This window comes from Pseudomonas sp. EA_35y_Pfl2_R5, assembly GCF_963970805.1.
Lineage (GTDB): Bacteria > Pseudomonadota > Gammaproteobacteria > Pseudomonadales > Pseudomonadaceae > Aquipseudomonas.
This window is the reverse complement of the sequence record NZ_CAXAOW010000008.1, coordinates 1-13,429: the sequence shown is the minus strand read 5'-3', so window position 1 is coordinate 13,429 and position 13,429 is coordinate 1. Positions and strand designations below refer to the sequence as shown.

13 protein-coding genes are annotated in these 13,429 nt (G+C 59.2%); 6 read left to right on the top strand and 7 right to left on the bottom strand.

Going from position 1 to position 13,429, the window contains the following annotated elements; all coding sequences use genetic code 11:
• Window positions 1-40: 40 nt before the first annotated feature.
• Window positions 41-1,522, top strand: a complete 1,482-nt coding sequence (locus tag AACX99_RS14470; RefSeq protein WP_339412846.1) for an AAA family ATPase — start codon at window positions 41-43, stop codon at window positions 1,520-1,522.
• On the opposite strand, the gene AACX99_RS14465 is transcribed toward AACX99_RS14470, so the two are convergent.
• The 5 genes from AACX99_RS14465 to hemJ all read right to left on the bottom strand — a co-directional run bounded on the left by AACX99_RS14465 (window position 1,523) and on the right by hemJ (window position 6,096).
• Window positions 1,523-2,317, bottom strand: a complete 795-nt coding sequence (locus AACX99_RS14465) for an SDR family NAD(P)-dependent oxidoreductase (RefSeq protein ID WP_339412844.1) — start codon at window positions 2,315-2,317, stop codon at window positions 1,523-1,525.
• Window positions 2,318-2,384: 67 nt separating this feature from the next.
• Window positions 2,385-3,317, bottom strand: a complete 933-nt coding sequence (locus tag AACX99_RS14460; protein WP_339412842.1) for a DUF805 domain-containing protein — start codon at window positions 3,315-3,317, stop codon at window positions 2,385-2,387.
• Between the two features lie 107 nt (window positions 3,318-3,424).
• Window positions 3,425-4,534, bottom strand: a complete 1,110-nt coding sequence (locus AACX99_RS14455) for an alanine racemase (protein ID WP_445261874.1) — start codon at window positions 4,532-4,534, stop codon at window positions 3,425-3,427.
• Between the two features lie 149 nt (window positions 4,535-4,683).
• Window positions 4,684-5,646, bottom strand: coding sequence for an NAD(P)H-dependent flavin oxidoreductase (locus AACX99_RS14450; protein ID WP_339412838.1), 963 nt, complete (start codon window positions 5,644-5,646; stop codon window positions 4,684-4,686).
• A 21-nt stretch (window positions 5,647-5,667) separates the two neighbouring features.
• Window positions 5,668-6,096: a protoporphyrinogen oxidase HemJ gene (hemJ, locus tag AACX99_RS14445; RefSeq protein ID WP_339412837.1), complete on the bottom strand. Its 429-nt coding sequence runs from the start codon at window positions 6,094-6,096 to the stop codon at window positions 5,668-5,670.
• 146 nt (window positions 6,097-6,242) lie between these two features.
• Between hemJ and argC the strand changes: the two genes are divergently transcribed.
• The 4 genes from argC (at window position 6,243) to erpA (ending at window position 8,855) form a co-directional block, all read left to right on the top strand.
• Window positions 6,243-7,277 carry an N-acetyl-gamma-glutamyl-phosphate reductase gene (gene argC, locus AACX99_RS14440; protein WP_339412835.1) on the top strand — a complete coding sequence of 345 codons (1,035 nt, stop codon included), beginning with the start codon at window positions 6,243-6,245 and terminating at the stop codon, window positions 7,275-7,277.
• 53 nt (window positions 7,278-7,330) lie between these two features.
• Window positions 7,331-8,008, top strand: coding sequence for a DUF6776 family protein (locus AACX99_RS14435; protein WP_339412833.1), 678 nt, complete (start codon window positions 7,331-7,333; stop codon window positions 8,006-8,008).
• 9 nt (window positions 8,009-8,017) lie between these two features.
• The gene (locus tag AACX99_RS14430) at window positions 8,018-8,428 is read left to right on the top strand and encodes a bactofilin family protein (RefSeq protein ID WP_339412832.1); all 411 of its coding nucleotides are present in this window, start codon (window positions 8,018-8,020) and stop codon (window positions 8,426-8,428) included.
• Between the two features lie 76 nt (window positions 8,429-8,504).
• Entirely contained in the window at window positions 8,505-8,855 is a 351-nt protein-coding gene (gene erpA / locus AACX99_RS14425) for an iron-sulfur cluster insertion protein ErpA (protein WP_090256106.1), read from the top strand.
• 75 nt (window positions 8,856-8,930) lie between these two features.
• On the opposite strand, the gene AACX99_RS14420 is transcribed toward erpA, so the two are convergent.
• Window positions 8,931-10,022, bottom strand: a complete 1,092-nt coding sequence (locus AACX99_RS14420; protein WP_339412829.1) for an anhydro-N-acetylmuramic acid kinase — start codon at window positions 10,020-10,022, stop codon at window positions 8,931-8,933.
• A gap of 3 nt (window positions 10,023-10,025) precedes the next feature.
• Window positions 10,026-11,432 carry a peptidoglycan DD-metalloendopeptidase family protein gene (locus AACX99_RS14415; RefSeq protein ID WP_339412827.1) on the bottom strand — a complete coding sequence of 469 codons (1,407 nt, stop codon included), beginning with the start codon at window positions 11,430-11,432 and terminating at the stop codon, window positions 10,026-10,028.
• Window positions 11,433-11,645: 213 nt separating this feature from the next.
• Between AACX99_RS14415 and tyrS the strand changes: the two genes are divergently transcribed.
• Window positions 11,646-12,848: a tyrosine--tRNA ligase gene (tyrS, locus tag AACX99_RS14410; RefSeq protein WP_339412825.1), complete on the top strand. Its 1,203-nt coding sequence runs from the start codon at window positions 11,646-11,648 to the stop codon at window positions 12,846-12,848.
• The last annotated feature ends 581 nt before the right edge of the window (window positions 12,849-13,429 follow it).

The following is a 13,429-nucleotide window of genomic DNA, read 5'->3' as shown; positions in this document are numbered from 1 at the left end:
ATATTTAATGAGGCCCGAGTTTAGTGGACAAGGAGCGTGGGTGAAAAACGATATTCATGATCTGGGCTTGGTACTGGATTCCAAGACCAAGCTTGTATTGATTGAGTCCTGGGATGAGCTGCGGGTGCTGGAAACCCTGACCAGCTTGGCCGTGCGCCGCAGTCTTGGCTTGCAGTTGTGGTCGGTGACCGAAGGTTTGCAGCGGGTGGGGTTTTCCATTCAAGAGCCGGTCGACAGCACGACGCTTGAGCCGGAAACCGCCCTGCGCCTGATCAAGGCGGATACGCAGCCGACGCTGTATGTGATGTGCGATCTGCATCCGTTTCTTGAGGACAACCCCAAGCTGGTGCGCCTGCTCAAGGAAATCGCCATGAACGAGCAGCCCAGCAAGCCGACGTTGGTGCTGGTGTCCCACGCCTGCAAACTGCCGCCTGAAGTGCAGCGTTACGCCTCGCGCTTTAGCCTGTCACTGCCCTCCGAGGAAGAGCTGCTGGCCATCGTGCGTGATGAGGCTACGGCCTGGAGCGCGCGCAACCGCAATGCTCGCGTGCGCACCGATAACCGCACTTTGCAGCAGGTGGTGAAGAATTTGCGCGGTCTCAGCCATGCCGAGGCACGTGCGCTGGCGCGCAATGTAATCTGCGATGACGGCGCGATCACCCAGGAAGACCTGCCGGAGCTGAACAAGACTAAATTCCAGCTGCTCGATCTCGATGGTGTGCTGAGTTTCGAGTACGACACCGCACGTTTCGCCGAGGTCGGCGGGCTAGGTAATCTCAAGCGCTGGCTGGGTGAGCGGCAGAGCATTTTTCTTGAAGGCAAAGGCGTTGATCTGCCCAAGGGTGTGCTGCTGGTTGGTGTCCAAGGGGGCGGCAAGAGCCTGGCCGCCAAGGCCATCGCAGGGTTGTGGGGCTTGCCCTTGCTGCGCCTGGACTTTGCCTGCCTGTACAACAAGTTTTTCGGCGAGACCGAGCGCAATCTGCGCGAGGCCCTCAAGCTGGCTGAGCAGATGGCGCCTTGTGTGCTGTGGATGGATGAGATCGAGAAAGGCCTGGCCAGCGGCGATCATGATGGTGGCGTCAGCCAGCGGGTGCTCGGCACCCTATTGACTTGGATGGCCGAGCGCAAGGCGCCAGTGTTTATGGTGGCCACTGCCAACGTCATTTCCCGGCTACCGCCTGAGCTGGTGCGTAAGGGACGCTTTGATGAGCTGTTCTTTGTCGACCTGCCGGATGCGGCGGTGCGCGCCGAGATCTTCCGGATTCACCTGGCGCGGCGCGAGTTGGACGTGACGGGGTTTGACCTGACGCAACTGGCGGCGGCTTGTGATGGGTTTTCCGGTGCGGAGATCGAGCAGGCGGTGGTCAGTGCCCTGTATGCGGCGCAAGCCCAGCAACAAACGGTCAGTCAGGCATTGCTGCTGCAGAGCATTCAGGGCACCGCACCGCTATCGGTGGTGATGGCTGAAGACCTTGCCGCACTGCGCGCCTGGGCGGATGGGCGCACGGTCAACGCAGGTTAGCTACGCAGTCGGTTTACCGAACTGGCGATTCAGCCGTGCGCTGATTCGCCGTACCAACCAGCGCGGTCCCAACCGAGGGCTAAGGGCAATAAGGCGGTTGCGCCAGCCGGGGATAATGATCGCGCGGTTTTTCTCCAGTGCCTTGACGGTGATCAGGGCCACTTCTTCGGCGCTCATCATCAGCTTGCTGCTCTGTAGCGCATCACTGTTCATGCGTGCCGTGCGGAAAAACGCGCTGCGGGTTGGCCCTGGACAGAGTACGGAGACTTTAACGCCGTACTCTTTAAGCTCTTCGCGCAGGCCTTCGGAGAAGTGCAGTACGTAGGCCTTGCTTGCGTAATAGTTGCTCATGCCCGGCCCCGGCTGAAAGCCGGCAACCGAGGCGACGTTGAGAATCTGTCCACTGCCCTGACCGGCCATGATGGTGCCGATGGCGTGGCAGAGGCGGGCGAGTGCGAGGATGTTCAGTTCGATCAATTGCTGTTCGCGCGCCCAGTCCTGAGCCACATAGACACCTGATGTGCCGATGCCGGCGTTGTTTACCAGCAGGTCGATACTGCGCTCACCTTGCTCCAGCTCATGCAGCAGGCCGCTGACCTGCAGCGGCTGGCTGAGGTCGCAGACGCGGAGCAATACCTCCACGGAAAAGCGTTGAGTCAGCTCGCAGGCAATGCTTTCCAGCGCATCGCGCTTGCGTGCCACCAGAATCAGATTGCGGCCACGCCGAGCCAGGGCTTCCGCCAGAGCCAGGCCAATACCGCTGGAGGCTCCGGTGACAAGCGCGTAACGGGTCATAGGGTTCTCCGTGATGGGGCCTTTCGACCCCATGTGCCGCGCAAGGTTGTAGTGCTGGTATCAGCGGTTACAGGCTTGTCATCATCGCGGGTACTGCGATCGCGGCGATGATGCCAATCACGATGATGGCGATCCACGACAGTGCCAGAATTTTCACCGCCGTGCTGTTGGGTGGCGGCGGCGGACCAAAGCGGTTGGCCTCGGTGCTGCCGGGGATGATAAACATCAGCAGGGAGAACACTCCGCCGACAATCGGCACCAGGGTGATTAGCAACAGCCAGCCAGACCAGCCGATGTCATGCAGGCGCTGTACGCCGATCATGATGCCGACCACCGCCACGGCGATACCCACCACCACCATCAGCAGGCCGCCGAGAATCTCTGACGCGGCGAAGAAGCCGCCGGCGATGCCGAACAACGGTAAGCAAGCCAGCATCAGTACCATTGACCAGGCCAGGTAGCGCAGGCGACCGATGCGGCCGTCGGTAGTAAAGGCTTTCAGCTCGCCGAATTCCGGCAGTGTTTCTGCCACCGCTGCTTTCGGTGTGGCGTAGGGCGTGGCAGCTGCGCTGACCACTTCTGGTGGGTTTTCCGCGAGCATGGCCTGGCGGGCGATAAATTTCTCGATAACGATGCCGCAGGCCGAGCACTCGATGGCTTTGGCTTGCTGGTGGCCGCACTTGGGGCATGTCATCGGTACGTTGCTTTCAGCTTCGCTGCTTTCCGTACGGTGATCATCGGTTTCCACCAAGCTCAGGCTGGCGGCCAGGTCTTGTTCCTTGCGCACTTTGGCGCCGGCGCTTTGCAAGGCCTTGAGGTACTGGTCGGCTTCGTTTTCGCTGAGGTCGCGCTTGATATCGACATTGCCGCCGCTAAACAGCGAGTTGATTCGGGTCTGGTCGCTCTTGAACAGGCGGGCGAGGTTTTCTTTGGCGGTTTCCAGGCTGACGTCAGGCATCAACTCGCCGTTGAACACAATCTTGAAGCGGGCTTGGGTCATGTCGGCGTCCTTGTCGGTGCCAGGATGGAATTGCGCTACAGACTAGCCGGCCTACAGGCCAGTAAACAAGCTGCCTGCACGCAAATGTGCAGGGGCCTAGAGGCGGTTCACGCTCTGCTGGCGGACCAGCTGCCGACCAAGCGGCCGTTGCGGAGCAAGTAGAGTTGGTTGAACAGCTCGAATAGACCTTCCGAGCGTTGCGGGCGGAGAAATACCCAGTCGTCGACCTGTAAGCCTGTGCCTGCTGAGCCGATTAGGCGCTCCTGGTTGGCGCTGCGCCCATACAGGGCGTCATAACTGAGCCCCGCCGGGGACACCGGCGCTGCTGGCCATTGCCCGCCATACAGGTAGTAAGCCTGTTGGCGATTGGGGTTCCAGCGTTGCAGAAGTTGGTGTGATCCGTCGAGAAACGGCAGTTGCCCAGGCAACGCCTTGAGTACCGGGCTGGCAATCCACAGGGCGGCTTGTTGGGCAGCCAGCAGATCGCTGTCGAAATCGCTGGGTTTGAGCAGGGCGGAGCCAACCGCGACTTCATTCAAGGGCGTATCGAGCCTGGCATGCAGGGCGTAGGTCAGGCTGCCAGCGCCATTGAACAGCGGCTGTTGCGGCCACCGCTCGTTGAATGCAGCGGCGCTGGCGATAAACGCCCGGTAGCGTGCGGTGCTCTGGGCAAAGCCGCTGGCTTGATTGGTCCAAGGCGGCGTATGCGCGAGGTGGGCGTCATAACCCATCAAGCCGCGAATACGCAGCCGGTTCGGGGTGCTGCGCAGCCAGGTGAGCGCGGCGCCGAGTTCGGCGGGCGTGGCAAAGCCGCCACGGGCGAGACCGATATCGATTTCAAAGGCAATCTGCAGCGGCTGGTTGAGGGCTTTGGCCAGGGCTGCGTATTCCTGCAAACGGCTCTGGCTGTCGATCAGCCAGGTCAGCTGTTCGGCCGGGACAAAGCCGCTGCCTTGCGGCAATTGTTGGTAGAAACTCAGGGCCGCGGCGCTGGGCAAGGGTTTGCCGAGCAGCAAGTCGGACTGCGGGAAGCTCACCGCCAACTGATTGATCTGTGGCTGGTGGAATACCATAAAGCGCTGCGTGCCGAGCTTCTTCGCCAGGTAGTCGAGCAACCCGATGGAGGCCAGAGATTTGGCCACCAGACGCAGTGGCAGGTTGTTACCAAGCTGGCTAGCCAGCAGCTCGGCGTTCTGATCGAGGCGTTCAAGATCCACCACCAACAGTGGCAGGCCGGCCCCTGTGCGCCGCAGCAACTGGTTGAGCGCGGCAAAGTAGGGCGCGTGGGGCTGGCCGAGATCATTCGGGCGCAGCGCCCAGCCGCCTAACAACCCCAGTGCCCCGAGGCTGAGCAGGCTGCGTCGCTTCATCGCGCCCAGCGTTGTTGCAACTGCAAGCTATGCGTGAGGGCGGCGCGGTATTCGTTGTCGAGGCGGGCGATCAATTGCTCGACGCTGGGCAGGTCGCGGATATTGCCGACGCCCTGGCCGGCGGACCATACGGTTTTCCAGGCCTTGGCTTCCTCATCCATCGGCTTGAGTTTCTCGCCGTAGTTGACTTCGCCTTTATTCTGCAGCTGTTTGAGGTCATAACCGGCTAGCTCCAGGCTCTGGCGCATAAAGCTCGCTGGCACGCCGGAGACCGCCGGGGTGTGAATGATGTCGGCGGCTTTAGCGTCGAGAATCATCTGCTTATAGGCTGGCGAGGCGGCGTTTTCCTGGGTGGCGATCAGGCGTGTGCCGAGGTAGGCGAGGTCGGCGCCGAGCAGTTGCGCGGCCAGTACTTCGTGACCCTGGTTAAGGCAGCCGGCCAGCAGCAGGGTCTTGTCGAAGAACTGGCGAATTTCGGCGATCAGCGCGAACGGGCTCCAGGTGCCGGCATGTCCGCCTGCGCCGGCGGCTACCGCGATCAGGCCGTCTACGCCCGCTTCTGCGGCTTTCTCGGCATGGCGGCGGGTGGTCACGTCGTGGAATACCAGGCCGCCGTAGCTGTGCACTGCGTCTACCACCTCTTTCACTGCGCCGAGGCTGGTGATCACGATAGGCACGCGCTGCTCGACGCAGATCGCCAGGTCCGCCTGCAGGCGCGGGTTGCTGCCATGCACGATCAGGTTGACCGCATAGGGCGCGGCGGCACTGTCCAGGCCTGCTTCGATTTCTTGCAGCCAATCCTTGAAGCCGCTGCTGTCGCGCTGATTGAGGGCGGGGAAACTGCCGACGATGCCGCTGTTGCAGCAGGCCAGCACCAGTTGCGGGTTAGACACTAGAAACATCGGCGCGGCGACAACGGGCAGGCGCAGGCGTTGTTCGAGCAGGGCTGGCAGCGACATGCAGTAATCCTCTTGAGGTATTTAGAAAGGGCGAACCACGACCAGAATGACGATGCCAAGCAAGGCCAGTACGGGGGCTTCATTGAACCAGCGGTAGAACACATGGCCGCGCTGATTCTCGCCGCGAGCAAACGCTTTGAGCTGGGCGCCGCACATAAACTGGTAGGCCACCAGCAGCGCTACGAGACTCAGCTTGGCATGCATCCAACCCTGGCTGAAGTAGTAGCTGGGGTTGAGACTGATCAGCCACAGGCCTAGGCCGACGGTAAGAATCAGCGACGGCCACATGATGCCGCGATACAACTTGCGCTCCATAACGCAGAAGCGCTCGCGGCTGACCTCGTCGGTGCTCATGGCGTGGTAGACAAACAGACGCGGCAGATAGAACAGGCCGGCGAACCAACAGACCATGGCGATAATGTGTAGGGCCTTGAGCCACAGGTAGAGCATTGGTCGAACTCGTTGCAGGAAAGTGCCTCGATAGTAGTGGGCATGATCGCCTCCGTCATCACTGGCGGCGCTCAAGTGTTGGCCCCTGGCCGAAGCGGCCGTATCATCGGCAGCTTTCCACTGCTGGTATTACAAAGGGGCAAGTGATGATCAAGGTCGGAATCGTCGGCGGCACGGGGTATACCGGTGTCGAGTTGTTGCGTTTGTTGGCGCAACACCCACAAGCGCAGGTCGAGGTGATTACCTCGCGTTCCGAGGCTGGCATGCGTGTCGACGAGATGTACCCGAACCTGCGTGGTCATTACGACACTCTGGCGTTCAGCGTGCCGGACGTGGCCACCCTGGGTGCTTGCGATGTGGTGTTCTTCGCCACTCCTCATGGTGTCGCCCATGCCCTGGCCGGTGAGCTGTTGGCTGCTGGCACCAAGGTGATCGACCTGTCGGCCGACTTCCGTTTGCAGGATGCCGACGAGTGGGCCAAGTGGTACGGCCAGCCGCACGGCGCACCGGATCTGCTGCCAGAGGCGGTCTACGGCTTGCCTGAGGTCAACCGCGAGGCGATCAGGCAGGCGCGCCTAATCGCCGTACCGGGCTGTTATCCAACCGCTGCACAGCTAGCGCTGATTCCGCTGCTGGAAGCCGGTCTGGCCGATACCACGCAAGTGATCGCCGACTGCAAGTCCGGGGTCAGCGGTGCCGGCCGTGGTGCCAGCGTTGGTTCGCTATTCAGTGAAGCTGGCGAAAGCATGAAAGCCTACGGGGTCAAAGGTCATCGACATCTGCCGGAAATTAGCCAGGGTTTGCGCCGGGCTGCCGGTAAGGATGTTGGCTTGACCTTTGTGCCGCATCTGACGCCGATGATCCGTGGTATCCATGCCACGCTCTACGCCACAGTGGTCGACCGCTCTGTCGACCTGCAGGCGCTGTTCGAACAGCGTTATGCCAACGAGCCCTTCGTCGATGTAATGCCTGCCGGCAGCCATCCGGAAACCCGCAGCGTGCGCGGTGCCAACGTCTGTCGAATTGCCGTGCATCGGCCGCAGGATGGTGATCTGGTGGTGGTGTTGTCGGTCATCGACAACCTGGTCAAGGGGGCGTCGGGCCAGGCGGTGCAGAATATGAACATCCTCTTCGGCCTCGACGAGCGCCTGGGCCTGTCTCACGCGGCCATGCTGCCTTGATGGCGGGCTGGGAGGTTCGTCCAAGCGATCCGGGGCGTGACCGGCGACGGCGTATGCTCGGGTTGCTGCTGGTGCTGTGCATTCCGCTGGCCTTTTATGTCGGCGGCTGGTGGCAGCAGTTCAGCCAGCCTGCAGTGGCCGCGGGGCAGCCGGCCGAGCCGGTACGCGATGAGCAGCTGATACGCGAGGTCGATGAGTTGCGCCAGCGCGTGGCGGTGCTTAGCAGTGCTGAAAAGGTCAGCCAGCAAGCCAACGAACAGAGTCGCCTGACCATCAAGCTCCTAGAAGAGCAGATCTATAAACAACAACAGGATCTGGCTTTCTACAAAGGTGTATTAGCGCCCGCCAGCCGTCGTGAAGGTCTACGTATCAAGACCTTTGAGCTACAGGCCACGGACAGACCTGAACATTTCCGCTACAAGATACTCCTTAGTCGCGTGGGTAAAGGCGAGACGCCGCTAGAAGGCCAGTTACAGGTGTCGATCACTGGCAAGCAAGGCGAGCAGGATGTCACGCACGAGCTGGCGTCACTGAGCGCAGATTTGCCCGATGCCCTGTCTGAGCAGCCGATAGCCTTCGCCTTCAAGCACTTTCAGGCCATTCCCGAAGCTGGACGATTTGCCGAGCTAAGGTTGCCTGAAGGGTTTATCCCTCGCGAGATCAAGGTGCGTGCCGATGTAAAAGGCGAGAAGCCTTTGTTGCGCACATTCAAATGGAACAAAGAGGAGTAGCTGTTCCTTATGTGGAATAAAGACAAGGCGCGCACTGACGTGCAGCGTTTCGCGGGTAAGACCAGCCTGATTGCGGTGGGTGCCGAGCTACATGGCGACTTGCGCTTTCAAGGCGCGGTGCAGGTCGATGGTAAGGTCATCGGTAATCTGGTGGCCAGCGAAGGTATGGTGCGCGTGAGCGTGCAGGGAAGGGTTGAAGGTGAGATCCGCGCACCCCATATAGTGATTGATGGTGAAGTGGTCGGCGATGTGCACGCCAGTGGCCATCTTGAGCTGGGCCCGCGAGCGCGAGTGCGTGGCAATCTGTATTACGCCCTGATGGAAATGGCCATGGGCGCGCAGATCGAAGGCCGTCTCTGCCGCCTGCAGGACGAGGCGCGACCACTGGAGTTGCCAGAAACGCTAGATGCCGCACAATAGTTGACCGCTTTTCTCGGGTAAGCGGATAATGCCGATCAGAATGCAGTATGGCGCGTAGCGCCGGGAGTTAATCAGCATGAGCGTCGAAACCTTCACCCCCAGCGCTATGCAATTTACGCAGGGCGCAGCGAACAAGGTGAAGAGCCTGGTCGATGAGGAAGGCAATCCGCGCCTGAAATTGCGCGTGTTTGTAACGGGAGGCGGTTGTTCCGGCTTCCAATACGGCTTCACCTTCGATGAAGAAGTGGCCGAGGATGACACCATCATTGAGCGCGAAGGCGTGAGCCTGGTGGTCGACCCGATGAGCTTCCAGTACCTGGCAGGTGCCGAGGTGGACTATCAGGAAGGTCTGGAAGGTTCGCGATTTGTCATCAACAACCCGAACGCCACCACCACCTGCGGTTGCGGCTCGTCGTTCTCGATCTGATTTGTAGGCTTCAAGCTAACGCCGTGCCTTGCGCACGGCGTTGTCGTTTCTGGGTGTTGCAAATAGGCAGGGTGATCAGGCGGGATAGATCGCGCCAAGTACCCGCAGGCCGCGTGCGCCGGTGACGCTTGGCCGGTTGGCGGGTATGCCTTCCAGGCAGCAGTGCGCCAGCCAGGCAAAGGCCATGGCTTCAACCCAGTCGGCCGGCACGCCGTGCTCATCGGTACTGCTCACCTGACTATTGGGTAGCAACTGCGCAAGGCGGCGCATTAGCGTGTAGTTATGCGCGCCACCGCCACACACCAGCAGCATCTCGGTGTTCTGCTGAGCGGCCTTGAGGGCCTCGGTAATGCTGATGGCGGTCATTTCCAGTAGGGTAGCCTGCACGTCAGCCGTCTCTAATGCTGGTAGGTTCTGCAGGTGCTGATCCAGCCAGGCAAGGTTGAACAGTTCGCGTCCAGTGCTTTTCGGTCCCCGGGTCTGGAAGTAGGGATCACTCAGCAAGGCTTGCAGAAGCTGCGGTTGTATCTGGCCACTGGCGGCCCACTGACCGTCCTGGTCGTATGCTAAGCCTTGGTTGCGCTGAATCCAGGCGTCCAGCAGCACATTGCCGGGGCCGCAATCGAAGCCATAAACCGGGCGTTCGGGCTCCAGCAGGCTGAGATTGCTGAAGCCGCCAATGTTGAGGATTGCGCGGGTGCTGCCCTCGCTGGCGAACAATGCCTGGTGGAATGCCGGAACCAGTGGTGCACCTTGGCCACCTGCGGCAACATCGCGGCGGCGGAAGTCGCTGACGACGCTGATGCCGGTCAGTTCTGCGAGCAGGGCGGAGTTGCCGATCTGGATGCTGAATCCACGTGCGGGCTCATGACGTACGGTCTGACCATGGCTGCCGATGGCGCGAACGCTGTGCGCGGGTATGTCGTGCTGTATTAGCAGGTCATTGATGCCTTGTGCGGCGAGCGCGACCCACTGTTGTTCGGCGATAGCCGCGCGGGCTAACTCATCTGGGCCGGATGCGCACAGGCTGAGTAAGCGGCTACGCAGCTCGTCTGGCATGGGTAGGTAGCGAGTGCCGAGCAGGAGGGTGCTGTGTTCCTGCTCGATCAGCGTAATGTCCAAGCCATCCAGGCTGGTGCCGGACATCACGCCCAGGTAGAGAGGCATGGCCTAGCGCTGATTGTTGAGGGCAAGCATCGTGGACTTCTCTTTGTCCATTTGTGCCATCAGCGGTTTGCTCAACTGCATAAAACGGGCTTTTTCGCTGCTGGCGATCGGATCGGCCATTGGTAGCTTCTGGCTCAGTGGGTCAACGTGTACGCCATTGACTTGGAATTCGTAGTGCAGATGCGGGCCAGTGGAGAGGCCGGTGGTGCCGATGTAGCCAATAATCTGACCCTGCTTAACGTTGCTGCCACTGCGAATGCCTTTTGCAAAACCATTCATGTGGGCATACAGGGTGCGGTAGCGTTGGCCGTGCTGGATGATTACCGCGTTGCCGTAGCCGCCGTGACGGCCGGCCAGAGTGATGCGACCATCGCCTGCGGCCTTGATTGGCGTCCCGCGTGGGGCTGCGTAATCCACACCCTTGTGTGCACGAATCTTGTTCAGAACCGGGTGGCGACGACCTGTGGAAAAGCGCGAGCTGATACGGGCGAAATCCACCGGGGTACGAATAAAGGCTTTTCGCATGCTTTCGCCATTGGCGCTGTAGTAGCTGCTGTTGCCTTGCTTGTTGGTGTAGCGCACTGCGGTGTAAGTCTTGCCGCGGTTGGTGAACCGCGCCGAGAGAATGTTGCCGGTGCCGACTTGCTTGCCGTTAACCACTTTCTTTTCGTAGATCAGTTCGAACTCGTCGCCTTCGCGAATATCCATGGCGAAGTCGATGTCGTAGCCGAATACGTTAGCCAGATCCATGGTCAGGCTATGCGACAAGCCAGCACGCTTGGCTGAGAGGAACAGCGAGCTATTGATCACGCCGTGGCTGTAGGTGGTTTGAACCTCAGGCTTGACCAGTTCGCGCTTGAAGCTGAAACCCTTCTCGCTTTTCGTCAGGGCAATACTTTCCAAGTCGCTGAGCTTGCTGTGCAGGCTTTCAAGTTGGCCGTCTTTGTTTAGCTTGAATTCGAGTGCTTGACCTACTTTCAGGCGTGTCAGCTGCTTGGCTTCCTTGCTGCTATTGAGCGCCTCATGCAGAGTGGTCGCGCTCAAACCGACCTTGGCAAATACTGTGGACAGCGTGTCACCGTTCGCCACGCGAACAATGCGGTGCAATGGATCGGTTTCTGGTGGCGGGGTAGCTTGTGCGGCCTGCGACTCATCATTTGTCGATGTATCAGTTACGGCGGTGCTGGCGAACGGCGACTGGCGCGTCAGTGAAGCGGCTGATTCCAGCCCATCCTGCTGCTCGGCGTATTCTGCTCCGTTGTCCAGCTCAAGGTTTAAGTAGGTTTTCTTTGCTTCGACTTCGCGGGAGGGGAATACCAGTAGGGCAAGGCTCAGTAGGGCGGCGACGCCACTGGCCGCCAGAATATGGCTTTTCGGGTACAGGGGCGGCGCTTTAGTTGTAGAGGTCATAGGCTGCTTTTTGACTTTAAAAATGAAAAGAAATAGATAAACGAAATGATGAATATGCAGTAACTGTATAAAATATAACCAAATCGCTAGCTAGGCAACCCCGGTTGTCGCAAGGTGGTCTTAGCGTAGGTAGGTGGTGGGCGGAACTTGTGATTTGTCTGCGATCTTGTATGGTTGGTTCCCTTTCGTTTTTGAGTGGTCGTGAGTCCTGTCATGAAGTCGGTTGAAGAGCAGTTGGCGCTGATCAAACGTGGCGCAGAAGAGGTTCTGGTTGAGGCCGAGCTGGTTGAGAAGCTCAAGCGTGGTCAGCCACTGCGTATCAAGGCAGGTTTTGATCCGACTGCGCCGGATCTGCACCTCGGACACACGGTGCTTATTAATAAGCTGCGCCAGTTCCAGGAGCTGGGGCATCAGGTGATTTTCCTGATTGGCGACTTCACCGGCATGATCGGTGATCCCAGTGGCAAGAGCGCCACGCGCCCTCCGCTGACTCGCGAGCAAGTGCTGGAGAACGCGGAGACCTACAAGGTCCAGGTGTTCAAAATTCTCGACCCGGCGAAAACCGAGGTCGCCTTCAACTCCACATGGATGGACAGGATGGGGCCGGCAGACTTTATTCGCCTGACCTCGCAGTACACTGTGGCGCGCATGCTTGAGCGTGATGACTTCAGCAAGCGTTACTCGACCAATCAACCTATTGCCATCCACGAGTTCCTCTACCCGTTGGTGCAGGGCTATGACTCTGTTGCGCTGCAAGCAGACGTAGAGCTGGGTGGCACCGATCAGAAATTCAATCTGCTGATGGGGCGCGAGTTGCAACGCTCCTATGGTCAGGCGTCGCAGTGCATCGTCACCATGCCCTTGCTTGAAGGGCTGGATGGCGTGAAGAAGATGTCAAAGTCATTGGGCAACTATATAGGCATCCAGGAAGCGCCTGGCGTCATGTACAACAAGCTGGTCTCAATGCCGGATGCTTTGATGTGGCGGTACTTCGAGCTGCTCAGCTTTCGCTCCATGGAAGAGATCGAGCAGTTCAAGCGTGATGTCGAGCAGGGTGCTAACCCGCGTGACATCAAGATCAAGCTGGCTGAAGAGATTGTTGCTCGCTTCCATGGCGAAGAAGCGGCGCTCAGTGCCCATCGCTCGGCGGGCAATCGTATGAAGGAAGGCGAGCTGCCTGAAGATCTGCCAGAGATCGAGGTTCTGTCGGCTGAGGATATGCCGATTGCCGCGCTCCTTAATAAAGCAGGTCTGGTGAAGAACGCTGCGATGGCGCGTGATCTGTTGGGCTCCGGCAGTGTGCGCGTGGATGGTGAGGTGGTGGATCGCTCCTATATATATAAGGTAGGGGCCGTGCATGTCTGTCAGGCCGGCAAGAAAGCGTTTGCGCGTATCACGCTTAAGCTCGGGTCGTGATGCGTTAGGTGTGGTTGGTTCGACAAAGCCGTTGAAGCGTCAGCTTCAACGGCTTTGTCGTTTCTGCAGGCGGCGCGGTTTCGGGGTTGGCGACTTGGGTATAGGCGGCTATTGAAACAAAAGCACAACAATCGATTGACCTGTGTTTCATTGTCCCTATAATGCGCAGCTCTTCAGGCGTGTGCAGTCCATTAAACTTCTTATAAAACAAGAGTTTAGATTTAAAAGAGGGCTTGCAAAGCAGCGAAAGCTGCGTAAAATGCGCCTCCTCTTCAGGAGGTGGTGTTTGAGTCTGAAGGGGTTCGGTCGAGATGATCGAAGGCGGTAAAAGAGGCGGTTGACAGCGATTTGAAACGCTGTAGAATTCGCCTCCCGCTGACGAGAAGCTAGGTGTTGATCGAAAGCGCAAGTGGTTGAGATTGAAAAGAAATTTTCGAAATCGCTTGACGGAAGGTGAGGCTGCTGTAGAATGCGCGCCTCGGTTGAGACGAAAGGCTTAACCAACCCGCTCTTTAACAACTGAATCAAGCAATTCGTGTGGGTGCTTGTGAGGTAAGACTGTTAGTCGCAAGATTATCAGC